Here is a 22,236-nt window from a genome sequence, read left to right as displayed (position 1 = left end):
CTCCTTATCCCGCTTGGCTGTATTGTGTTTCCCAACCAGATAATACTTGTATTGCTTTAGATGCTAACTGTGAGCTTAAATCACTTAAATTATCAGCATTGATATTGCCTTTTAAAGTATCTTCAACTGTTTGTTTATCCGTTTGCGTTAATGTCGATACATGCGCTATTTTTGCGTGTATCATCTTCATTTGTTTCTCAGACGCCTTACCGTTACCGCCACTTCCTTGCGGTTTATTTGAGGCTTTTCCACTGTTACTTTTTTGATTAGGTTTGTTACCTTTCCCATAAGTAGCACTGTTACCATCATCATCTTCACCTGTATTCAAACTAAGGAATGCTGCTAATGAATATCGCCGAGCGTATGTGATGCAACTCCCTACCGCTTGTGGATCGTTCTTTACTGGCTTCATTGTTAATTCGTCTGACTCTAGCCATTCACCACTCTCGTGTAAGAGAAGCGTTTTTAATGTTACGTTTTGACCGTCACCACTTGGTATTTGCATGATGCTTAATCCGTGTTTAGAAAGGATTGGTCTAATTTCATCTATAATTGTGTCTAGCGTTGCGTAATTATTTTTAAAGAAAGGATTGTCTGCATCCTTCGCTATTTTGTTAACTTCTGAGTTGAACTTTACTAACGCTTTGGCTAATTCAGTGATAGTTTCGCTCTTATTCATCGGATCCGAACTCCTTCACTCTGACGTAATGTAATTCCATCCCACTGCATCCCATCTTTAACCGCTGCGAGTAATAACTTCTTATCAACTTTAGGCGGCTGAGGAATCATGTATTCTGGTGGCACAACCGCATCCTCCGCGATATCTAAGCTTGCTGGATTCTTTTGAATGCCTACTGTTACGATTGTTCCTTTAATGCGTTTTAAATCAGTTGCTACCATTTGTTGATACAAGTAATCTTTTAGTCCCTTACAATTGTTTTTTATTGCCTTTCTTCGTTCTGCTAGGCGCTTTTCTTCTGCTTTGATAGCATCTACATCAGCTTCAAGGTTACGGATTACTAAAGCTATGTTTTGCACTTTATCCTGGATACTTTCCTCAATCGCTTGTAGCGTATCGGCTAATGTTGATGGATCTACACCATCCTCGATCATCATTTGTAACTCTCTATAATTAGAAGTAAGTTCATATAATTTCATTTTCATATCCTCCTAGAACGGCATAGCGCCATGCGGTTTATTTGTTAAAACTGTAATTACATAGTCGATATCTAGCTTTCTTACGCTGTCTTGTTCCTTTTCAGACATTTGTTTTAAAGTTTCGATTGCACGTTCTTTTTGCTTGTCTAAAACATCTTTCATTTCCACATTCCTCCTTATTTACTTGGAAGAAACGACTGTGATATAATAGAGGTACAAATATTGCGTCGTTTCTTGAACCAGTCGATTAGGGGTAATCGGCTGGTTTTCTTTTGTTTTGATGCTTTCACGCATCGGAATATCCAGGAACCCATTTACTAGGTGGGGGATACCATTAGATTCCTGAATATTCCGACAAGCGAAGGCTTGTCTATGTTCGTAATTTCATAAAATCTTTATATAGAGTTTTAGTAAATTATATGTTAAGCTAATTACACCTCAAGATTTCTTTTTCCGAAATCTAAAACTACTATCTTTTTATCGCCCTGCATCTCAACATGTAGGGTTTTTATCATTTAGCTAGAGTTATAAACTCCTTATGCATTTCCTCAACCTTATCTGCGCTGTTATGTATCCCTTTAGCTCGTAACTCTCGTATCATTTTGATGATGTTTGCTTTCTCTTCTTTGTCCCGCTGCTGTCTATCCATCACTTTTCATCCTTCATAAACCTTTTGTCTATCCAATCCATCAGATGAATGAATCCTGCGGTTAAAATGACAATTACCAGTACCATTAAGTGTGAGAATGTGCTTTCTTCCATCATTTACATTGCTCCTTCCATCGGTCTTTCTGGCGGATACCATCCAGACACAAATTTCATAGCGTTCTGATAATATTTGCGTGGAATCTTATCGTATTTGGCCACTCCGAAGTGTTTCTTTAACGCTCCGTAAACCGCTTGATATGAAGCATTGCTGTAACCTTCTTCTTTTAGCTCGAATACACGACGCTTAACCTTTCGTTGTACAGCTTCTTTGTTTTGCTCAGTAAGCCAAACCTCGTTATCTAAAAGATGTTTCACTTTACTTAGTTCTTCATCTGTTTGTTGCTGATGCTCTTTGATTTGCTTTAATTCCTTCATGCTATGGATTACTGCATCTTCAATACTGATTGGCTGCTGTTGCATCTTTTGGATGTGTTCTTTCATTCGTTTGAACTCATTTAGAAATTTGATTTTCATCTTCATTGCTTCTGGTGTTATGTAGCTCATTGCGACGATTGCGAATGCATCCTCTGTTAAGTTGTATTTGTCATACCATTGTTTGTTTTGTGGGTGTTGGTATTGGGTCTCCCCAAAGTTGGTGATACCCCATTGTTGTTCTCCTGCTTCAAGTAACTTTTCGATTTGAATTTCGATATCTCTCATTACATGATTATGACGCTTACCAAACATTTGAGAGATTGTTAGGCTATCTGTAACAACTTTGTTTCCTTCCATAAAAACAAATTCACTTTCCGGATGTTGTACAACTTTTAATTGATTCATTTTCTTTCCTCCTGAAAGTTTACCTTAGGTAAACGTAACTTTAAAAAAATTTGACTACCTCTAGTTAACTTAATTCTAAAAGTTCATCTGTCGATACCTTGTATAATTTTGATAATCTCCCTAGTTTATCAAGGCTAGGCTGTCGATAACCAAGTTCCATTTGGCAGTAAGATCCTTTTGTGCATTCTAGGTGTTTAGCTACTTCTTCTTGACTATAACCTAGCTTCAAACGTATCTGTTTAGCCTTTTTCGTATTTAATTTCGCCATGTTAATCACCTTTATTCGTTTCGTTAATTTGATTATATAACAACGTTTACCTAAAGTAAACATAAAATTTTAAAAAAATCATAAAATAAAAATAAAAGTTGTCTTTGAGTAAACTTTTCTGTTACATTTTATATGAGGGAACTACTTTTAGTAGTCCAATTAAAGGGGAGTTTTTAAATGATGGAAAACATTATTGGTATTCGTGTTAAAGAAATCAGGAATAACTTAGCTATGAGTCAGCAAAGTTTCGCTGATGCTATTGAAGTAAGTAAAGGAATGGTATCCTTAATTGAATCGGGTAAGAAGAAACCTTCTAGAGAAACTGTATCTAAGATTTCAAACTTAGGTAATGTATCTGCAGACTATGTAATGGGGCTTTCTAATTATAAAAACCTAGATGAAAGTCAGTCGTCAGAAGTTAAAACAGAATTACACGACATGATCAGTAAGATAGAAAAACTTGATGAAGATAAACAAAAACTAATATTGAACATGATTAAAGGTGCAGTAAACAGTTTAGACGATTGATGGCGATATTCAGCTAACAATCGTCTATTTTTTATTTAAACTTCCTGTTGGAATTGATTTATTTGCTCCTTAATTACATTTAAAGCTGCAATCGCTTCTTGATCCCCACTCTTTGCCTTACTAATTAACACTTCTAATTCTGAATACTTTTCCATCCCCAACATCCTCCAGTATCTTCATAGTAGTTTGTGAATAAATTCACATTTATTGAACTTTAATATATTTTTAACTAAAAGTTCAATAACCCCAAAAATGACGAATGACGTCTTCTGCAAGAGAAGACGTCATTCTTATATATCTATAAAATTAAATCCCTGTTCCAGGATCCTCTGCATATAAAATTACATTTTGTGTTTCTTTAGCAACTTGTTTTGGTTGCTCTTTGTTATCAGCTGGTGCGAATAAGAAACCGCCAGCTAATGCTACGCTTGTGATTAGCGATAGTACTTTTTTCATTTAGCATCACCCGACTAAATTATAACATTTTTGGGATATTATTCCTAGGTTTTTCTTAACTAAATATGAATAAAAAATATCAGAAGATCGCTCGAATAAATCCAAGGCATCACTTAGTATCTGCGGATCATTCCCCTTTGCTATCCCCAGATAAGTTAAACCGAAAGCGCTAAGTTTCCCTTTATTTTCAATTACATCTTCTAGTATACTTATCGCCTTTTCACAATTACCCTTTTGTATTTCTAAATAGGCCTTTTCAACCTCATCCTTAGGGTTGATATTATCCAGCTCTACCTTCCAATGTATCTTCAAGAAATCAATCGTATTCAATATCATGTTTTTCCTCTTCATCATTTGATTACCAGGGCCATTCGTTATAATGCTTGCAGCAGCATTTAAATATCCTAATGATTTATAGTAATCCGTAAAGATATACGACTCTCCCAGCACACCGTACGCTGTTGCTTTAAAGATAGGAAATAACATATCTGAACTTTCATCATTTATTATTTCATGGCATACACTTCTTAATCTTGGAATCTCATTACATGTTAACAATCCGTAAATAGTAGCTTCTTGTATTTTAAATTTTAAAAATTCCTTAGCGTAGTTATCTTCCAACTCTTCAACCTTCTCATGTAATTCTTCAGAAAGTCGTATCATCGACTTATAGTTTTTCTGATCATATCTAATATGAAGAAGTACAATCCCCTTGAGAATCTCAAATTCAACATTTTTTGATTTAATACCCTCTACTTTTTCTTTATAAACCTTTAATAGTTCATCCCCAGATAGATCGCCTTTGTAACGTAGATATATTAATCTACATACCTTTTCCCAATCGTGCTTAATTATTGTTTCGTTTAACAGTTCCGCTACGGTATCTAATTCCCCGTGCGCTAACAAATAATATACAGCTATCTTTTTATTCCCTTGTCTCTTCAGGACGCTAGAATATTTACGGCAAAAACTCCTTCTCACATTAACATCATCAGGATACACTTCTTTTAAAATTACTCCATACTTATTAAAAACGAGTTGATGTTTTCCTTTTAAGAATCTTGATAATGTAGCACCATCTATGTCGATTCTTTTTACAAGTTGAGTTCTATTAATGTTTTTGCTATCCATATCATCTGATATCTTGCTTAACACTTTTTGCATGAAATTGCTCCCCTTTTTCGGAACAAAAGACACGTTATACCCAGTTTGTTACATTTAAGGAAAACGCGTCACTATATCTAAGATGTGTGTTATAATTATGTATGAGACTTATGACAAGTGTTTCCCTACTGCGGTTAGGGGACGGTGTAAGGGTGTTGGTAGCACCACTTGCACAGTCATGGGTCTTTTTTTTACGTCCGTTTATTTTGTTATTTTCATAATATCACATTTTTTCCAAAATTCAGTCGTGTGGTTATCAGAAAAATATTGAGAAAGTTTTAAAATCGCTATATATCAACATTTTTCGCATGGCATAAAAATAAAACTATATATCGAGAATGAAACGTATAAAGACCTCACATGCATATTTTACCACCAAACAAACATTCGTTCTATAGAAAAATATCTTTTCATGAAATTCTAACTTAATTACTTAAAAAGTTAGTATATCTAACTTTTGTGGTATGCAAATGTTGGAATAACTATACTCAAAGTATGAAAACTTTAGGACAAACTATTAAATTCTTTAGAAAAAAGACAGGTTTAACTCAAGAAGATTTTGCTGATAAATATGGCTTTAGTCATGGTCAAATGAAACATTGGGAAACAGATCGTCATCAACCGGATGTAGAAAGTATCAAAACCTTAGCATCTATTTTTCGCATATCTACAGACACACTTCTCGGGTTCGAGAACGAACAAGATGATGCATTACTATCATTATTGCAAAAAGACATCAAAAAAGCTTATGAAGAGCTTGACGGTCGTCAGAAAGGACGTTTTGCAAAACAAGTTTCGTTGTATGTAAAAATGCTACATGAAAACAAAGAAATACTATGATTTGTTTTCATTTTAGAAGAAATCATTTCCATTTTCTAGAGGTAAGATTTTACATAATTTTACCAATCCTACCAAGAGAGCCATTCGGTTCTCTTTTTTATTTTCATTCGACATAATATGACAAAATAGTTGTAACCATTTCTGTTATGATAATCTCGGAAATCTTACATTTTTCATAATTGGAGGAACTGAGATGTACAAAAAACTAGGTACAATTGCTTTAACTGGGGCACTTGCTCTTAGCTTGGCTGCATGTGGAGATACGGACGAATCAGCAAAGAAAGTCTCTACCAATGAAAAGAAAACGGAACAACCAAGTGAGAAGAAAGAAGAGAAAAAAGAATTTAAAGTTGGAGAAACAATTCAATTGGGTAATCACAAATTAACTGTTTCCAACATTGAAAAGTCTCAAGGTGGAGAGTTCGATAAACCTAAAGAGGGCCATGAATTTATAATAGCTAACTTAACTATTGAAAATGGTGGTAAAGAAGAAATTGGTTATAACCCCTTCGATTTCACTTTGCAAAATAGTGAAGGTAATATTGTGAACGAAACATTTACTACTGTAAATCAAAATACACAATTAAATGCCGGACAACTTGCTCCGAACGGGAAAGTTACAGGAAGTATTGCCTTTGAAGCGAAACAAGGCGATCCGAAACTTCAATTAATATTTAAACCTAACTTCTTATCTTCAAAAGAGATTAGAGTTAATCTTCAATAATTACATACGTAGGAGAATTTAAAATGAAACGAACAGCTGAATTTGTATTAGGACTTATTGGTGGTATTTTTGGAATTCTATGTGCATTTATCGCATTATTTATCGGTGGGCTTGGATCTGCTTTAGAGGCTGATGGCGCAAATACTGTTATTGGTTTAGGGTGGGGAGCTGTAGGCCTATCAATCTTAGGAATCGTTGGTTCTGTTATGGTGAGAAGTAAAGCTAAAGCTGGCGGTATCATGATGACTGTTGCTGCTATCGGCGGATTTATTTGTATTTCTGTAATTTACTTATTACCAGGAGTATTATTATTGATTGGTGGATTAATGGGAATCTTCCGTAAAGATAAAGCTGCTGTATCTGCTTAATCATACGTTATGTTAATCAAAATTAGAGGGCAAAGCTCTCTTTTTTTGTATATTCTAAATATCTTGTACTCAAATAATGGAAATTTTGATACTATCTTATTATTAAAATCTAATATATAAGGGGAGAAATACAGGTGGAAGTTGAAAAGAAATCAAAGGTTTGGGAATATATTGGATGGGGTAGCTTCATTTTAGTCGGTTCTTTCTTATTTTTTTGTGCATTGATATTAGTATTTGGTGATCCGAAGACTAAATACCAAGCTCAAGAAGTTACAGCCAAAGGTCATGAAGTTAAAGATGCTGAAAAAGATTCGAAGAAGGAATATTCGATTGGCGAGACTATTAAATTAGGTGATCACAGATTAACTGTAACCGAAGTTAAAAAATCTCCTGGTGGAGAATTCGATAAACCAAGACAGGGACATGAATACGTATTGGTAGCGGTAAACATCTATAATGGTGGTAAAGAAGATATCTCATACAATACGCTTGACTTCGAAATGAGAAATAGCCAAGGTAATATCACTAGACCGACCTTATCAATGATCAATCAAAATACCGCACTTAATTCTGGTCAATTAGCGCCCAAAGGACAAGTTGCAGGAACTCTTGTGTTTGAACAACCTATAGGTGAGAAATTAAAATTACAATTCACGCCTAATTTCTGGAGTAAGAAAAAGATCATCATTAATCTTTAAAATAAAAAAAGCACAGGGGAAGGAAATCCCATGCGCAATAATAACTTAGGTAATTACAGTATAACATAAAAATCAGGTTACATATTAGTTTTATTTTATACAAATAAACAAATATTACTTAACACGAACAATAATATTTGGATTGGCGTCCAATACATATTATTAAAGTGGTTCAAGTCGGAGGAAGGCACCTTAGGGTGTCTTTTCTTATGATTTTACACAGATAAAAAGCCCCTTTATAAGAGGCTTTTTATTATAAATAGATTTTATTAATTAATACCAGCCTTCAAAATGTCCTGTCCATGTGCCATCATCTTCTTGAGTTGCTTTTTTTAAATACCACTTAATACCATATAATACAGTCACATTTGGCACATCATCTATAGTTGCATAGCCTCCTATCTTAATATATTTCTTTTCCGCTGCCATAGTAACCTTATCTGTCTTTGCACTATCAGTATTAGGTGTTGCAGCCATCGCTCCACCTGCACCAGATAACATAATACCAGTTGCTAATGTTCCAACTACTAATTTCTTGAACATAATAAATCCCCCTTAATATTTTTTATAACTCGCACCTTAAATGTATCACTTTTGTTATTTTTGTAAATATTTTGAATTTGTAGAAATATTTATTTAATTATTGTTAATATTAGTAATATTTACAACATAATTTATCAAATGGAAAATAGAGGTATTTCTGTTAGTATGTAATATTGCATGCTCATTCAAAAAAAGAATGTGATAAACTCTAACCACCTGTTCTATTTTTTCAGTTATCTTGGAAACCTTACTTCTTATTTACCCGAACACAAAAACCCGCTGTCATGAAAATACAGTGGGTTTTTCTTTTGCACATAAATAAGCCTCTCCACCCTATGAAAATGGATACCACTTTGCTATAGGATCGTTCAAGTCGGAGGAAAACTCCTTAGAATTTCTTTTTTCATTAAACTAACATGTAACCTGTAGCAAATCCTTTTATTTTTTATCATGTAAACCCCCATCTACAAATAAATCAGAGCAAAAATGACTACCTGTCCAAATTAGTTCCAAGGTAATATTTTACAATAATTACTATTATATCAAATTAAAAACTATTAAAATAGTCTATTAAATACAAATGTTTTATTTTACAATTTTGACAAATAATATTATTTTTAGGAGGTAATTTCCACATGAATAACAAACAAACAAAAAAAATTATTAGTGCAGTTTTAGCGGGTACATTTATGTTTGGCGTTGCAGCCCCATTAACCTTTAATGTACAAGAAGTGAAAGCCTCAGGATTTGAAACAGTTGATGAAAGATTAAGCCAAGAAGAAATTTTAGATTTACTAAAATTAGAAAAAGAATTGAAAGAAAATAATATTTCAATTGAAGATATTATGACAGGGATTGAACAAGAATTAGCTAAAGAAGTTCCTGGAGAAGCATTACCATTATCAATCAAAAATGTTGATGGTCCACAATACGGTCCTAAGTCTCAAGCGGCAAAGATAGCAGCAAAACAAATGTTAAAAAATCTAAATAGAATTGGGAGAGTTGCTTGGGATAGAAGTGTAAGACAATATGTTGATAAATTACCAATTTCATGGGACAGTAAAAAAGCATTAAAAGGATATTTGAGTTATACTGTAGTTGTTAAAACTCTTAATGTAGTCATTGGTTTTAGCGGAACTATTACAACAGCTATATCAAACCAGCTTAAAAAGATGGGCTGCCCTGCATGGTTAGCAGATATGACAGCAAGAGCAATTGTAACATTGTTATTATAAATTTGAATTTCCAAAGAAGGTGGATATTCTATGAAAAAACTATTGCAAATAGCTATTACCTTTTTCGCAATATACACAATTTTACACATTATAGTAGGTTTTGATTTTAATCCAATTATTAGCTTAGTAACTAGAATTATTCAAGCCTTATTGGCAGTTTGTTTATTAATTTATGTTATCAAATTTACAAGAAAAACAAATCGTTAAACTAAATCATATTGTTCAATTACGTACATTGTAACACTCGTAATTAGACATAGATATGTCGTACACCAAAGATACCCAAAAGTGCTCAATTCATTCATTAAAACATAAAGTAAGGTGAACCCGTTAAAATCCATAGAATGAACCCTAGTTTTACCCTCGGATCTAAAGGAGGAACTATTGTTATGGGATATGGTGGTACTTGCGGTGAAGGCTGCGGCTTTGCTGGAGGATTTGCTTTATTAGTTGTACTCTTTATACTATTAATCATTATCGGATGCAGTTGCTTCTGCTAAAAAAACTATCGGAAAAGGCACCTTATGGTGTCTTTTCTTCTGTACATTATATCCATTACGTGCTCATTGATTTTTTATGTACGTTTGATATAATTACTGTAATAGTATTACAGTAATACCTTGTGTATATAATAAAAAGAAGAGATGCGCTAACATCTCTTCAAGTAACTGCTACCGCAAGGTGGTCGGTTGCTTAAACTTATTTTTTGCGTTTAGAACCGCCCTTTCGCTTGCCGGCATTTGGGGCGGTTCTTTTATTTCGTTTACTGCTAATCTTCTTCGCCAGCTCATTCGCATAAGCTGTTGCAAATACTGTAAGGAATACCTTAGCAGCGTCATACAATAAATTAAATAAAGAATCCATTCGGTCACCTCCTTTCTCTCTAGAATCAGAGAAAGGATAGCAACCTCCCGCCCTCACAATATACAGTTACATACAGTCTATCATACAATTCTATTAGAAGAAATATCATTGGAATAATCTCAAATTACATCGAGCTAAAAATAGAATATAGATTTTGTTCACTTTTACGATACATTTATGAAACATTCATATGTTACGTTATATAAGTCCTTTTTTGAATCATTTTCATTCTGTCAAAAAGTCCTAGTCCCCTCTAGGGCTTTTTACGTTTAAATAAAAGATTATAGCCTCTTTCTCAATATATAAAATAATATTTGGGTGGGAGTCCAATACATCGCTTCTTCTAAATGGTACAATTAGGAGAAAGGGGTGGAAGAATATGTATGATTACAAATTTGTGAAAGTCGAAATTGATGGATGGAAAGGGCAACCCAAAGAAGATTATAAGCGTATTATTATCGAACATGCTGAGGATGGTTGGGAATTTGTTCAAGTCCTTACTCTCACAACCTCAGGATACACGACTTCTTTGGAGATTATCTTCAAACGAACCAAAGAACTTCTTTAAAAATGAAAGAGGTTTGCCTTAAATAACATACAAAAAGAACTGAAATATTTGGATGGGAGTCCAATACATATTATTAAAATTAAAGTGGTTCAAGTCGGAGAAAGGCACCTTTGGGTGTCTTTTTTTCTACCTATAACTGTTTAATTGTTATATAATAATAATATTGTATTTTAGGAGGAACATAAATGAACAAAAAACTAATCATTGGAATTATCGCAGTAATAGTTGTTGTCATTGCTGCTGTATCTATTTTTAAAGATTCCAAATCAGAAGATACGAAACCTAAGTATTCACAAAAAGATATGGATGAAATTACCGATAAACACTTTAAAGAACAGCAAGAATTAAAAACACAAATCAAAGAGTTGAAATCTAAAGTAGACTTCTATGAAAAAGAGCAAACTAGGTCACTTCAAAAAACTACACAACCGAGTCAAGAAACAACTGAACCAACTGAAAATGCGGATAAGGTTACATACAAAAACGAAATTAAGCCTACTATTGATGAAATGTTAAAGGACTATGATGAGATTTGGAATCAGGACTGGAAAGCTATTTGGGGAGAAGGAAGCAAGGACCCTGAATCTCTTGACAAGAACGCTTTAAAAGAAAAAATGGAGTCAGTTACAAATCGATATGATGCACTTTCCAAGAAAAATACAGAATTTAAAAGTGGCTCAAAGTTAACTGATCCGGTATTAAAAGAAAAGATTGAGAAATTCAGAGTAGAGTTTGGACTAGCAACTAACTATAGAAGTAATGCTGGAAAAGCTGTAACTCAAGGAGTAAAAGGAGTAGCTCCGTTGAATGAAAGAATGGAAGAAGCTCAAAAATCAATCAAGCTTTCCGATCAAAAACTAAAAAATGCTCTAGCTAGCTTAAATGAAATTGAAGCAAAATTGGATGTTAGCCGCAATTAAAACACATAACAAAATATAACATTGAAAAAATAATATTTGGATGGGAGACCAATACATATTATTAAAATTAAGATTGTTCAAGTCGGAGGAAGGCACCTTAGGGTGTCTTTTCTTTATGTATTATGACTTTTATAAGGTGCCACCAATAACTCACTTAGCGTATGTTTCTGCATTTTTTGTTGGTGGGAACCTACTATTAAGTTTCGACACCAGAATCAAAATATTTATACGTCATTCGATTTGATTTAGAAGAAATATTCTCAAACCCTAATTTGCGATAAAAGGAAACTAATTCATCTTGATTTAGCGCATTTCCTAGTTTGTATACAGTAGTACAAGCAGTCAAATATAGTTCTGAAAAATCCTGAGATCGCCCCCAAGCTATTACTTTTTTCATCATATATGTAGCAAATCCTTGATTTCTGTATTCCTCATTTACCGTAAGCTTTTTTATCTCTGCCTTGCCTTCAGCAATTGAACCGAATTCTAATTTTCCAATGAGTGTAGCAAAACTTTCACGTTCATTTTCAAGATTAGATCCTAAATCAAACATCCATTGTTCAGCAGGGCGATCTAACTTATAAATATAAATTGCAGTAACATGACTGTCATCCAATAAATCAATGATTATATAATTATTAGTGTCTTTTAACAAAATATGAGGATATTCTTTACAACGTATATTACTTCTTCTTTGTTGTACATCTCTTTCTTTATAAAAAGAAAGTTCTCTCTTTAACTCATCTAATTCTCTCTTTAACTCATTTAATTTAGTTTTACGAAAAAACATCAATGTTCTCTCCCTTTTAAAAATTAAAATTCAAGTTAAATTTCACGTACTATATCTGTTGTGTAAAACCTAATTTAGCAATAAGGCCTATTCTACCATCCGCCCCCTTATCCTCTATCCAAGTAAGTAAAAATTCCTTATTTATTCCTCTATCTTAGTAAATCATTCCCCCTAGGTCTTAAACAATCTCAAGTTTTTCATCTTTTCTTCGCAATTATGCTTGACTGAAGGTTTTGAGGGTTTTTATCATGTGGGAACGATTATGGAACACGGCTGGAAGGCAGATTTATCCCCTACTTTGAAAGACTACAAAAAAAGTAATCGATCAAAATAGATGGATAAGCGTCTTGTTTTCGCCATGCGGTCACTTATAAGGTATCCGTATGTATAGACCCTGTTCACTCAGCGATTTTCACCGCATACACCCTTTTTCTATGGCTTGTCCTTGTAATATCGTCCCTACACGACAAACTGAATGTACTCCCTAGCACCGTAATGCTAACGATAACCACCCGAACCTTTTAGAGAATCGTCCCTGGGCAAGTTCTCGCCCTCCCTCACCAGAAGAACAGGATTCCAATGAGGGGTGCTGTTTTTGTAGGCGCATACTCTGTACCCCCTGCACGACCAACAGCTAGCCACGCACGTAACACGTTCCTCCTATATGTATAGCAGCACGGAATTACGGCTTATCAGTTTTTATTTACGTGGTTTCAGGCAATTCCACGCGAACCAAAACAAAAAGGCATCCCAAATTCCTAAATGGCCTGTACATTCACAAGACTTCTAGGTTTAGAGATGCCCGTTATATATCTCTTGGACTATAAATTAATCAAAACTAGTATTTACTAGTTGATATTTATCCAAACAATAGATAAAATGGGTATATCAAAGAAGCCTCGTGAAAAGGCATAGTTGTTTAAGGTTAGTGGTGGTACACTACTTAAACGTTAACACTGTGGGTAAATACAGTTTTTTCTAGTCAAGTGGTGGTACACTTGCTAGAGTAAGTCATTCCCGCTAAAGGTTGGTAGCCGTTAGCATATGGGAGTGGCTTTTTGTTTTGTGTTCATATTCAGTTGTTTTTAATTTATCTCATAAGATCTTCATGATCTTCGTTTATGTAAAATATCAAATTCTGTTTTGTTTTGTAGAATGTTGCTTGTTGTTTATTACGTTACAACAAGCTTTTTTGTTTGTAAACAGCGAATTTGCGCACTTTTTGAATAATATCCCTATATCCCTATTTCCCTTTTTCTATTTATAGATATAGGGATATTTCCCCTTTTCCCTATATCTATATTTCCCTATTTTTATTATTTTTGTACCTTCTATCTTCCTTGCAAAATTATATATTTCTTTCTTACTAATCTCTGTTTTAATTGTCTAAAGAATCTTTTGATATCAACGTTTTTGTTATTAATTACAAAGTCTATGATTCTATTGCATAACCCAAATATCATTGTTATAATTTCTTTAAAGATATAGAAATATCCCTATTTCTATAGTTAGAAATATCCCTAATTCCCTATTTCTATTTTTCCCTATTTCTATAAAGGGATATAGGGAAATTTCAAAAAATATAATTGGAGTGTTAAAAATGGCCATTACAATTACGGTAGGTAATTACAAAGGTGGAGTCGGTAAAACCACAAATGCTGTATTGAACTCTTATGAATTTGCTAAAAAAGGAAAACGCACGTTAGTTGTTGACCTTGATCCACAAAGTAACGCAACAAAATCTCTAATGTTGACTAAATCCATTCTTAACCCTGATGAAATCGTTACTGTTGAAAAAACATTGATGAAAGGAATACAAGAGGGGAACTTAGATGGCCTTGAGGTAGAGATTACGGATAACTTATATTTATTACCTTCTTATGTTGATTTTCAAGACTTCGCAAAATTCCTTTATAAAAATTGTTCTTCAGAAGCTGAAGAAGATCATTACTTTAAAGGATTACTTGAAAAGATAAAGCATAAATACGATTACATATTTATTGATGTTCCTCCAATGTCGCTAGAGGTTACAAAGAACGCCGTTGTAGCTTCCGATTACGTTCTAATTGCTTTGCAAACGCAAGAACGTTCTCTAACTGGTGCTGAGAATTATGTTAATGAACTTATCAAGTTAAAAGAACAATATGATCTTGATATTGAAGTAGTCGGTATTCTTCCAGTTCTATTAAAAAACAACGGTAAGGTTGACGAATATATCATGGAAAATGCACGTGAAATTTTCGGTGAAGAAAACCTATTCAAAAACATCGTTCCTCAAATGGAACGTATTAAACGATTTGATGTTAATGGTATTACTGAAAAAGATAGACATGATATGAATGTAATTGAACTATACGAAAAAATTAGTGATGAATTATTATCTCGTATTGATATGTTTGAAAAAATGAAGGTTGGTGTGTAAAATGGCGAGAACTCCTGGTTTACTAGGCAGAAAGAAAAGTAACTTTGAACCTACTGAGCCTTATGTACCAGAGCAAGGACAAGCTGTAGAGGAAACTAATGAAGTACTAGCTGCTCCTTCTCAACCTAAAACAGAAGAAAAACAAGTAACTCGAAAAGAAAAAAGAAACGAAAAAAATGAACCAAAAAAGAAATTTAAAAATCAGCAAGGCAGCATTAAAATTTCTAATCAATCAAAAGAAGAACTAGAAGTATTAATGAAACTTACAAATACAAAATTCGCTTATGAAATCATTGATTTACTTATAGATCGCTATGTAGAGAATGAGCTAACGCCTGAACAGAAAAGGAAATTCAAGCTGTTGACAGAAATTTAAAAATATAGAAATATCCCTATTTCCATAAAGGGATATTTCTATATTTTCGTCTTCCCCCCTCTATATAACAAGCAAAATAGTTTTATCAGTTTAAGATTAAAAAACTAAATAGGAGTGGTACCTTTGGAAAATAAAAGTAAATCTTTTGTAGTAACTGTAACACCTATTACCGAGGCTTCAGATTTAACTGACCAACTTAATCCTGTTAACACGGAAAAGGAAATACAGACACCAGAGCAACCAGATCAACGTTTAGTTCCATCTAAAACAGCTAAAATTTCACCTGCTGTTTTGTTAAAGCTCAATACCCTTAAACCATTCATTAAAGAACAAGAGGGTATGGAGAAAACATCAATTAACAATATCATTGATATGCTTGTTGAAAGTTTTGTAGACACCCATCTAGCTAATCGTCATTCTGAAGCATATAAAGATATGTACAAGCGTCTTTATGAAACATTAGGGAGTAAATAAGAAGTGGAATAAATATTCAAATGTGAGGGACGTACAGAAATGACACGTAATATTAAAACAACTGAAGAAATACTGTTAGCTGAATCGATTGGTCGTAATATTAGATTCATAATGAAAGCTAGGGGATTACGCCAAACAGATCTATCTGAACTTACTGAAATAGCACGTTCTACAGTTTCAGATTATGTTAATGGATGCACAGTTCAGCCTTTACAAGCTTTATATCGTATATCTAAGGTTTTAAATGTAAAATTAGCAGATTTAGTTAATTTAGAAAATGAACATAATGATTTCTCTGAATCAGATGTATTTGAAATATCTTCAAGCTATCAATTAGAGAATGACCTGAAGCAAGCCCGCGAACGTAATAAAGAACTTGAAGATAAACTCAAACAAATTACAGAAATATTAGTAGGAAAATAAATGTAATGCCGGGTATCACAGTTAAAGTAGGGACGTATAATCATATACTTCCCTACTTTAGATTTTGTGATATTACCAAAACCTCCACCACGGCTTTTTCTTTTCTTTCGCAGCAGCAACCTCATCTCGAAACTCCTGCATCATTCTCTTCGTTTCCTGCATCTCACGTAGTGTCTTCATAAGCGTCTCATCCCGCGCTTCCAATCGTTTTTCCACTCGCTCGTTATGCGCTTCTACACTCGCTTTAATTTCCTCATTACTCTGCTTTGCCTGCTCACTCAATCGCTTTTCTATCGCTAACATGCTTTGATTCATTTCTTGCGCCATAACGCTATACTGTTCCTGTAATTGCTGCTTAATGTGGAATGGCACTAAATCCGTTTCCTCAGCCTCTTCTTGAATCAGATCCGGATTAACTTTCTCTATTTGCTGCGCAATCATCTTCGCTGCCTTTTCTAGCGTCATACCGTCATGCTTACTCAGTTCAATTAATTTTTCAATCACCATAATGTCACTGTCTGTGTACTGGCGTCTGCCGCGATTATCTTTCTTTACAGCGAATCCCTCGCGCGACAATACTTCCATGTACTTTCTAAGGGTGCTATCACTTATTCCTAGTCGTTTGTATACTTCACTAGCAGAATAAACAATTTCGTCCGTCATAACGTCACAACACCTCCTAGTGACAGTATTCCATGATAGTTAAGGAATTCCTGCAAATAAAAAAAATCCCCATTTAGGGATTCTTAGTCACATCGTAAATATTTCCTGTTATTTAATTAAATAAGAATTCACTTTTCCATTCAGGATCCTTTCTATTCTCTTCATTATAATCAAGAAGACACTTTTTCATTATTTTTGTATCTATCGGTAACCTTTCTTCTAACTTTGACCATCCTTCGAAGATCATTTTGTTTGGCAAAGGAAACACAAATCCTGTAATACAATCCCAAAAAGCATCCCAATTTTCTCCATAAAAATCAGGAAACTCAAGCTTCTCTTTAAGAAGTAAGTGCAATTCTTTTACACTATAAATGTTGCTTACATCTATGACCATAATTGACTCCCGTTCATTACTCAATTTATACACCTCATTAACACATTAAGCTTATATTTCATCACTATTTTACAATATATCACTTATTTTTAGGCGTCTATATACTTCACTAGCGGAATAAACAATCTCGTCCGTCATAACGTCACGACACCTCCTAGTGAGAATATTCCATGATGATTAGGATTTTCCTGCAAATAAAAAAGCTCTGATTATACAGAGCTTCTAACTTAAGTATGCTATTCAGTCACTAGAATTGACTTTCCTTTTCCATCTACTACTATACCACCCGTGCCTGGATTTAAACCTTTAACATAATATTTTCCGTTTTCTATCGTTAATTTAAAAACACTTCCGTCTCCAAATTCAGAATAAGCCCAACTTCCAGAAACTCTTTTTTTCTCCCCTACCTTAAGTTCAATGTCATATCTAGCTATTTCGTTCTTTACTTTACTATCAGCTAATGAATTTGATTCAAATGTAGTTGCCGAAGCTCCAATTCCTCCAGTTAATACAATACCAGTTACTAATGTTCCTATTACTAACTTTTTTAACATAAAAGATCCCCCTTTTTTATATTTTATAGCTTGCCATTTAATCATATTTTCAAAAGCATAAACTGTAAATATATAGAACTTTTAGAAATATAAAACAATTAATTTTGAATGTTTAGTTAAGATATGTTGTTTGTTAATAACGATAAACAGTTATTTTTATATAAAGAACAATACTTGTTAGAGACAACAAAATAACTTTAGCAATTTCAATAAGTAATCGCATATGCACCACTATATAACCAATCCCTGCGCGGCTTATTAGGGAAAATCTCCATTTCTGGCTACCAACCATAAGAATAGGCCGCCGCATAACGCTACAACGGATATGATGGAATCAGCAGTTAAGAAATTCTTGCAAATAAAAAAAGAAGCTGTCCCATAAGCAGTGAAACCGACTTATGGGCAGCTCCTTTTAAATGCCCTATGCAAAGGGACCATTTAAAACATCTATAAGTAACTTTTACTATTTTCGTTTTCCAAGAAGAACGTTTATATGATAGCCATCCCTATAAATTTCAACATTGCGCCCATCTAATTCTATTGTTCGAGAGCTTGCAGTAGGATTTTGCATTATATTGTACAGATAATCTCCTTTAGTTGGTAAGAGGTTTTTTAGGATTTTCTTCACAGGCTCGTTTAATACAGGATCATCACTAGAAATAAACATTTTATATGCTGTGTCATCGTCAGAAGAAAATTCAAAAGTCATAAGGTTATTATATGCTTTACCATCTTTATCATATCGGTAGTTATATTTGGTTTTTTCAAACCCAGAATCAATCAATATATTATGAATTTCTTTATAATTATGCTCATCCCCATCTTTCTGAGGAATAGACTCAGGAACGAAGTTAGGGTTTACAAAAATTGCATTATACATAAATTTTGCAAATTGTTCCCTTGTTACATTCATTTCTCCGCCATATTGATAGTCTCCAATTCCGTTTGTGATGCCATTACTATACAATGAACGAACAGAGTCTTTTGCCCAATGATTATTTGAAACATCATGGAAAAGGTCGTTTGTTTTTACAGCTAAATGAAAAGCATTTTGTAAGATAACAGCCATTTCGTATCGAGTTAATGTATCATCGGGTCTAAATTTGTCAGTATTGTCCCCTTTCATGATTCCTGCTTGAACAACTGCTTTAATACTGTTTTCAAACATATGGCCACGGATATCAGAGAAATTTTTGATTGTAGATCCATTGTTTTCTAATTTTAGGTATCTTGAAATAATCGCAGATACTTGTCCACGAGTTACATTGTCTCCAAAACCAAATCTTCCGTTTCCATAACCACTAATTACCTTTTTATCGGCTAAGTAGTTAATAGAACTTTCAGACCAATGCCCACTTGGTACATCAGTGAAAGCTGCAGTTTGTGCATGAGTATTCGTTGTGCCGAATAGCGTAGCGGTAATTAATCCTGTTACAAGTACATGTTTAAAATTCATTATAATTCCTCCTAAGTATATAAAACAACGGATATAACTCTTTTTCATTATATTAATATATATAATTATATAAAAGACGTCAACGACTTTCGTACTACAACGGGCTATCCGTTAGGAACTGCTTTAATTAAGAAAATAACTAGCGTAAAACCACTTCCTTGTATTCTGTTTTATTTTTTTGAAAAAAACCTCTTCATAAAAGAACATACATTCGTATATAATAAGAACTAACGTTCTGTTATTTAGGGGGAATAACGGTGTATGACTATTCAATATTGCCAAATCGAATTGTTTTATGTGTAGATCTTCGTAGCTTTTATGCTTCAGTCAGCTGCATCAAAATGGGATTAGACCCACTTCATACTAAATTGGCTGTAGTTGGTGATGTGAATAGGAGTGGTTCAATTGTTTTGGCCGCAACTCCACCATTAAAAGCATTAGGCGTTAAGAAAATGGCGAGATTATATGAAATACCACGTTGTAAAGATATCCTTGTGGTAAATCCAATTATGAGTACTTACATAAAATGTTCTAATTTCATTACTAAGTTGGCTCTACAATACGTGCCTATTGAGGATTTCCATCAATACTCCATCGATGAGTTCTTTATGGACATTACGGATAGCATTCATTTGTTTGCTAACGATCCATATGAATTCGCACTGAAATTCAAGCGTGAAATATATGCAAAGACAAGAATTGAATGCACGATAGGAATTGGACCTAACCCTTTAATGAGCAAGGTTGCTTTAGATGTAGAAGCGAAGAAAACGAAAGATTGCATAGCATACTGGAAGTACGAAGATGTACCCATAAAATTATGGCCAATACGACCGCTTAGTAAGTTTTGGGGGATTTCAGGTAAAACAGAAGCAAAGTTAAACCGAAAAGGAATTCATTCAATCGGAGACTTAGCGCAATACCCACTCAAATATTTAAAACAAAGCTTCGGGGTCATTGGCGAAGAACTACACTTACATAGCAACGGCATTGATTTTAGCCGTATATCAGAAAAATACGTTCCAGCAACAACTTCTATTGGTAAGAGTCAAATACTTATGCGTGATTACACCATAGAAGAATTCCCGATTATTCTACTGGAACATATTGAGGAAGTTTGTTATCGAATGCGAAGGCAAAACAAACTAGCTCAAACTATCCATTTTTCTATTGGTTATAGTAAAAATTACGCTGGTGGTTTCAGAAAAACTCACACTATGAACCGACCAACTAATTTAACAATGGATATTTATAAGATTTGTACATACTTTTTACATGAGTTTTATACTGGGGAACCCATTAGAACCATAAATGTTTCTTTAACTAACTTAATCAATGAAGGCGAAGAACAAATCTCACTATTCGATAATGTAATACAACGAGAAAAAGAAATGAAACTAACTAAAGTAATGGACGAAATACGCACTAAATTTGGTAAGAACAGCATATTACGAGGAATTTCGTATACAAATAGTGCAACAGCAAGATACAGAAATACACTAATAGGAGGCCACAAATCGTGAACAATGCTAATATGCCAAAAGGAAGAAAAATGGTAAAATGGACTCCATTCGCAGCGATGCCGGAGCAATTCGCTGGTATCCGTGAAATAGTTAAAGAAAAAACGAAGGTAGAACGACCTACATTAACTCAGGATGAACAAGAACTTATTGAGAACATGCTATTATGTTCATTGTTATCTGAGGAAGAAATACTGATTACATATTACGAAGGTGGTTTTTTGCTTACTAACTATATGACCGTTGTTGACATTGATCCGCTGAATAAATCTATAATTTGTACGGATGCATTTTACAATAATATGACGTTGAAATTTATTGATATTATTGATGCAAAATAAAAAGCTAACCTAGTAAGGGAGATTTTATTTATTTCATATACAAATCACCTTTATTTACAATTAAGCAGATTTTATTTTACATAAATATTATTATACTAATCTAAAGTTTCTGTATTTACATTTTTTTCTTTTTATCTCATAATTTTAATTGGGGAAAGGGAGGAAAAAAATGGTTCAAATCAAAGTAACACCTGAAATGCTAGAAGACGTCGCTAATCGTGCGAATAATACCAGAATCGCATTAGAATCTATACATAATAATTTATGTAATGAAATAGATCGTTTATGTTTTCAATGGATTGGTGCCTCTAATCAACAATTCATTCAAATGTTCAATGATGCGAGACCAAAAGCTTTTACAGCTATCAATTCAATTATACAAGTGGAAGAGGATTTGAAACGAATTGCCGAAAAATTCCGTACCACAGATGCTTCATATGACGGAAATCTTGAAGAAGGAGCAATGTGTGGTAAGTTAAATAGTGAGAAAAATGATGGATCTTTACGTGACAAGGTTTGGCATGGTCTCAAGGAAACTTATGAAGATCTTAGTAAAGTAAAAAATTCCGATGAGTCTTTATATGATAAATTTAAACATGGTATCGATGTAGCTTATAAAGATGTGAATAAAATAAAAGACACTATAGATGATGAAATCGAATCTGCTTTTGAAAAATCTGGATTAGGTGTCCCCTATCACTTAAAAAAGGGAATGGGCGACGCTATAGGTGATGAATTATTAGGACTTGCAGATGCAGTTATCCATCCAATTGACACATTTAATAATACGATTGAAGTCGTTTCTCACCCAGTCGAGACGTTCAATGCGATAAAACAAACAATTTCTGATTCTTGGAATCGTGATGTTACCAATGGTAACTCGTATAGTGGTGCAGAATGGTATGGAAGCGCGGCTGGTCATACTATATTGGCTGTTGGACAACTATTCGTAGGAACAAAAGGCGTGGATAAAATTGCAATGTTGAACCCTGGCACAAAAT

At 33.7% G+C, this 22,236-nt stretch carries 33 protein-coding genes and 1 pseudogene; 17 read left to right on the top strand and 17 right to left on the bottom strand.

The genetic code is table 11. The features are described 5' to 3' along the window. Positions 1–4: 4 nt before the first annotated feature. The 6 genes from MR070_RS25080 to MR070_RS25055 all read right to left on the bottom strand — a co-directional run bounded on the left by MR070_RS25080 (position 5) and on the right by MR070_RS25055 (position 2,914). Entirely contained in the window at positions 5–679 is a 675-nt protein-coding gene (locus MR070_RS25080) for an ERF family protein (RefSeq protein ID WP_242262175.1), read from the bottom strand. After that, positions 676–1,158: a siphovirus Gp157 family protein gene (locus tag MR070_RS25075; RefSeq protein ID WP_242262174.1), complete on the bottom strand. Its 483-nt coding sequence runs from the start codon at positions 1,156–1,158 to the stop codon at positions 676–678. The genes MR070_RS25080 and MR070_RS25075 overlap by 4 nt, the downstream gene beginning before the upstream one ends. A gap of 12 nt (positions 1,159–1,170) precedes the next feature. Continuing rightward, positions 1,171–1,320, bottom strand: a complete 150-nt coding sequence (locus MR070_RS25070; protein ID WP_000655888.1) for a hypothetical protein — start codon at positions 1,318–1,320, stop codon at positions 1,171–1,173. 349 nt (positions 1,321–1,669) lie between these two features. Then, positions 1,670–1,807: a hypothetical protein gene (locus tag MR070_RS25065; RefSeq protein ID WP_242262173.1), complete on the bottom strand. Its 138-nt coding sequence runs from the start codon at positions 1,805–1,807 to the stop codon at positions 1,670–1,672. A 116-nt stretch (positions 1,808–1,923) separates the two neighbouring features. Continuing rightward, on the bottom strand, positions 1,924–2,646 hold the full coding sequence (locus MR070_RS25060; protein ID WP_242262172.1) for a Rha family transcriptional regulator: 723 nt from the start codon (positions 2,644–2,646) through the stop codon (positions 1,924–1,926). Between the two features lie 64 nt (positions 2,647–2,710). Beyond that, on the bottom strand, positions 2,711–2,914 hold the full coding sequence (locus MR070_RS25055) for a helix-turn-helix domain-containing protein (RefSeq protein WP_242262171.1): 204 nt from the start codon (positions 2,912–2,914) through the stop codon (positions 2,711–2,713). Positions 2,915–3,091: 177 nt separating this feature from the next. Here MR070_RS25055 and MR070_RS25050 point away from each other — a divergent pair, with 177 nt between their 5' ends. Then, positions 3,092–3,442 (top strand): helix-turn-helix domain-containing protein, encoded by a 351-nt coding sequence (locus tag MR070_RS25050; RefSeq protein ID WP_242262170.1) that lies wholly within the window; start codon positions 3,092–3,094, stop codon positions 3,440–3,442. A 35-nt stretch (positions 3,443–3,477) separates the two neighbouring features. On the opposite strand, the gene MR070_RS25045 is transcribed toward MR070_RS25050, so the two are convergent. The 3 genes from MR070_RS25045 to MR070_RS25035 all read right to left on the bottom strand — a co-directional run bounded on the left by MR070_RS25045 (position 3,478) and on the right by MR070_RS25035 (position 5,062). Further along, a complete protein-coding gene (locus MR070_RS25045; RefSeq protein WP_242262169.1) occupies positions 3,478–3,597 on the bottom strand; it encodes a DNA polymerase III subunit delta' in 120 nt (39 codons plus the stop codon). A 151-nt stretch (positions 3,598–3,748) separates the two neighbouring features. Further along, entirely contained in the window at positions 3,749–3,898 is a 150-nt protein-coding gene (locus MR070_RS25040; protein WP_000757192.1) for a hypothetical protein, read from the bottom strand. Positions 3,899–3,904: 6 nt separating this feature from the next. Continuing rightward, positions 3,905–5,062 carry an AimR family lysis-lysogeny pheromone receptor gene (locus MR070_RS25035; protein ID WP_242262168.1) on the bottom strand — a complete coding sequence of 386 codons (1,158 nt, stop codon included), beginning with the start codon at positions 5,060–5,062 and terminating at the stop codon, positions 3,905–3,907. Positions 5,063–5,557: 495 nt separating this feature from the next. On the opposite strand from MR070_RS25035, the gene MR070_RS25030 reads away from it, so the two are divergent. The 4 genes from MR070_RS25030 (at position 5,558) to MR070_RS25015 (ending at position 7,692) form a co-directional block, all read left to right on the top strand. Further along, complete coding sequence (locus MR070_RS25030) at positions 5,558–5,902, top strand: helix-turn-helix domain-containing protein (RefSeq protein ID WP_242262167.1); 345 nt, start codon at positions 5,558–5,560, stop codon at positions 5,900–5,902. Positions 5,903–6,095: 193 nt separating this feature from the next. Beyond that, entirely contained in the window at positions 6,096–6,626 is a 531-nt protein-coding gene (locus MR070_RS25025; protein ID WP_242262166.1) for a DUF4352 domain-containing protein, read from the top strand. A gap of 23 nt (positions 6,627–6,649) precedes the next feature. Further along, positions 6,650–6,994: a DUF4064 domain-containing protein gene (locus tag MR070_RS25020; RefSeq protein ID WP_242262165.1), complete on the top strand. Its 345-nt coding sequence runs from the start codon at positions 6,650–6,652 to the stop codon at positions 6,992–6,994. Positions 6,995–7,128: 134 nt separating this feature from the next. Next, positions 7,129–7,692, top strand: coding sequence for a DUF4352 domain-containing protein (locus MR070_RS25015; protein ID WP_242262164.1), 564 nt, complete (start codon positions 7,129–7,131; stop codon positions 7,690–7,692). Positions 7,693–7,965: 273 nt separating this feature from the next. Here the strand turns inward: MR070_RS25015 and MR070_RS25010 are convergent, their stop codons facing one another. Continuing rightward, on the bottom strand, positions 7,966–8,235 hold the full coding sequence (locus MR070_RS25010) for an LCI fold-containing protein (RefSeq protein ID WP_242262163.1): 270 nt from the start codon (positions 8,233–8,235) through the stop codon (positions 7,966–7,968). A gap of 635 nt (positions 8,236–8,870) precedes the next feature. On the opposite strand from MR070_RS25010, the gene MR070_RS25005 reads away from it, so the two are divergent. The 3 genes from MR070_RS25005 (at position 8,871) to MR070_RS24995 (ending at position 9,970) form a co-directional block, all read left to right on the top strand. Further along, positions 8,871–9,470, top strand: a complete 600-nt coding sequence (locus tag MR070_RS25005) for a hypothetical protein (protein ID WP_001060801.1) — start codon at positions 8,871–8,873, stop codon at positions 9,468–9,470. A 30-nt stretch (positions 9,471–9,500) separates the two neighbouring features. Continuing rightward, positions 9,501–9,677 carry a hypothetical protein gene (locus tag MR070_RS25000; protein ID WP_242262162.1) on the top strand — a complete coding sequence of 59 codons (177 nt, stop codon included), beginning with the start codon at positions 9,501–9,503 and terminating at the stop codon, positions 9,675–9,677. 182 nt (positions 9,678–9,859) lie between these two features. Further along, positions 9,860–9,970: a YjcZ family sporulation protein gene (locus MR070_RS24995; RefSeq protein WP_002109682.1), complete on the top strand. Its 111-nt coding sequence runs from the start codon at positions 9,860–9,862 to the stop codon at positions 9,968–9,970. Positions 9,971–10,169: 199 nt separating this feature from the next. Here the strand turns inward: MR070_RS24995 and MR070_RS24990 are convergent, their stop codons facing one another. Beyond that, a complete protein-coding gene (locus tag MR070_RS24990; RefSeq protein WP_000377658.1) occupies positions 10,170–10,334 on the bottom strand; it encodes a hypothetical protein in 165 nt (54 codons plus the stop codon). 379 nt (positions 10,335–10,713) lie between these two features. On the opposite strand from MR070_RS24990, the gene MR070_RS24985 reads away from it, so the two are divergent. Both MR070_RS24985 and MR070_RS24980 read left to right on the top strand, forming a co-directional pair. Then, positions 10,714–10,902 carry a DUF4177 domain-containing protein gene (locus MR070_RS24985; RefSeq protein ID WP_074603356.1) on the top strand — a complete coding sequence of 63 codons (189 nt, stop codon included), beginning with the start codon at positions 10,714–10,716 and terminating at the stop codon, positions 10,900–10,902. A 185-nt stretch (positions 10,903–11,087) separates the two neighbouring features. Next, positions 11,088–11,822, top strand: coding sequence for a DUF3450 domain-containing protein (locus MR070_RS24980; RefSeq protein WP_242262161.1), 735 nt, complete (start codon positions 11,088–11,090; stop codon positions 11,820–11,822). A gap of 196 nt (positions 11,823–12,018) precedes the next feature. Here MR070_RS24980 and MR070_RS24975 read toward each other — a convergent pair whose 3' ends face one another. After that, on the bottom strand, positions 12,019–12,612 hold the full coding sequence (locus tag MR070_RS24975; RefSeq protein ID WP_242262160.1) for a GNAT family N-acetyltransferase: 594 nt from the start codon (positions 12,610–12,612) through the stop codon (positions 12,019–12,021). Between the two features lie 1,600 nt (positions 12,613–14,212). Here MR070_RS24975 and MR070_RS24970 point away from each other — a divergent pair. The 4 genes from MR070_RS24970 to MR070_RS24955 all read left to right on the top strand — a co-directional run bounded on the left by MR070_RS24970 (position 14,213) and on the right by MR070_RS24955 (position 16,307). Further along, on the top strand, positions 14,213–15,034 hold the full coding sequence (locus MR070_RS24970) for a ParA family protein (RefSeq protein WP_242262159.1): 822 nt from the start codon (positions 14,213–14,215) through the stop codon (positions 15,032–15,034). 1 nt (position 15,035) lies between these two features. Beyond that, positions 15,036–15,410, top strand: coding sequence for a hypothetical protein (locus MR070_RS24965; RefSeq protein ID WP_242262158.1), 375 nt, complete (start codon positions 15,036–15,038; stop codon positions 15,408–15,410). 123 nt (positions 15,411–15,533) lie between these two features. After that, entirely contained in the window at positions 15,534–15,884 is a 351-nt protein-coding gene (locus MR070_RS24960; RefSeq protein ID WP_242262157.1) for a hypothetical protein, read from the top strand. Positions 15,885–15,923: 39 nt separating this feature from the next. Further along, complete coding sequence (locus tag MR070_RS24955) at positions 15,924–16,307, top strand: helix-turn-helix domain-containing protein (RefSeq protein WP_242262156.1); 384 nt, start codon at positions 15,924–15,926, stop codon at positions 16,305–16,307. A gap of 72 nt (positions 16,308–16,379) precedes the next feature. Here MR070_RS24955 and MR070_RS24950 read toward each other — a convergent pair whose 3' ends face one another. The 5 genes and pseudogenes from MR070_RS24950 to MR070_RS24935 all read right to left on the bottom strand — a co-directional run bounded on the left by MR070_RS24950 (position 16,380) and on the right by MR070_RS24935 (position 19,374). Beyond that, positions 16,380–16,970, bottom strand: a complete 591-nt coding sequence (locus MR070_RS24950) for a DUF3967 domain-containing protein (RefSeq protein WP_242262155.1) — start codon at positions 16,968–16,970, stop codon at positions 16,380–16,382. Between the two features lie 112 nt (positions 16,971–17,082). Next, positions 17,083–17,388 carry a barstar family protein gene (locus MR070_RS24945; protein ID WP_061403136.1) on the bottom strand — a complete coding sequence of 102 codons (306 nt, stop codon included), beginning with the start codon at positions 17,386–17,388 and terminating at the stop codon, positions 17,083–17,085. A gap of 212 nt (positions 17,389–17,600) precedes the next feature. Further along, a complete protein-coding gene (locus tag MR070_RS24940) occupies positions 17,601–17,918 on the bottom strand; it encodes a hypothetical protein (RefSeq protein ID WP_242262154.1) in 318 nt (105 codons plus the stop codon). A gap of 133 nt (positions 17,919–18,051) precedes the next feature. Next, a pseudogene (locus MR070_RS27175) lies at positions 18,052–18,248 on the bottom strand (hypothetical protein); the annotation flags it as partial. Between the two features lie 133 nt (positions 18,249–18,381). Beyond that, complete coding sequence (locus MR070_RS24935; RefSeq protein ID WP_242262153.1) at positions 18,382–19,374, bottom strand: S-layer homology domain-containing protein; 993 nt, start codon at positions 19,372–19,374, stop codon at positions 18,382–18,384. A gap of 257 nt (positions 19,375–19,631) precedes the next feature. On the opposite strand from MR070_RS24935, the gene MR070_RS24930 reads away from it, so the two are divergent. From MR070_RS24930 to MR070_RS24920, 3 genes are all read left to right on the top strand, one after another. Next, a complete protein-coding gene (locus tag MR070_RS24930; protein ID WP_242262152.1) occupies positions 19,632–20,897 on the top strand; it encodes a Y-family DNA polymerase in 1,266 nt (421 codons plus the stop codon). Then, positions 20,894–21,235: a YolD-like family protein gene (locus MR070_RS24925; protein WP_242262151.1), complete on the top strand. Its 342-nt coding sequence runs from the start codon at positions 20,894–20,896 to the stop codon at positions 21,233–21,235. Before MR070_RS24930 ends, MR070_RS24925 begins: the two co-directional genes overlap by 4 nt. A gap of 169 nt (positions 21,236–21,404) precedes the next feature. Continuing rightward, positions 21,405–22,236, top strand: an 832-nt coding sequence (locus MR070_RS24920) for a WXG100 family type VII secretion target (RefSeq protein ID WP_242262150.1), incomplete at its 3' end; no start/stop codon positions are given.

Source organism: Bacillus cereus group sp. BfR-BA-01453, assembly GCF_022662915.1.
Taxonomy (GTDB): Bacteria; Bacillota; Bacilli; order Bacillales; family Bacillaceae_G; genus Bacillus_A; species Bacillus_A paranthracis.
The sequence above is the reverse complement of the archived record's forward strand: the minus strand, read 5'-3'. Positions and strand labels throughout refer to the sequence as shown.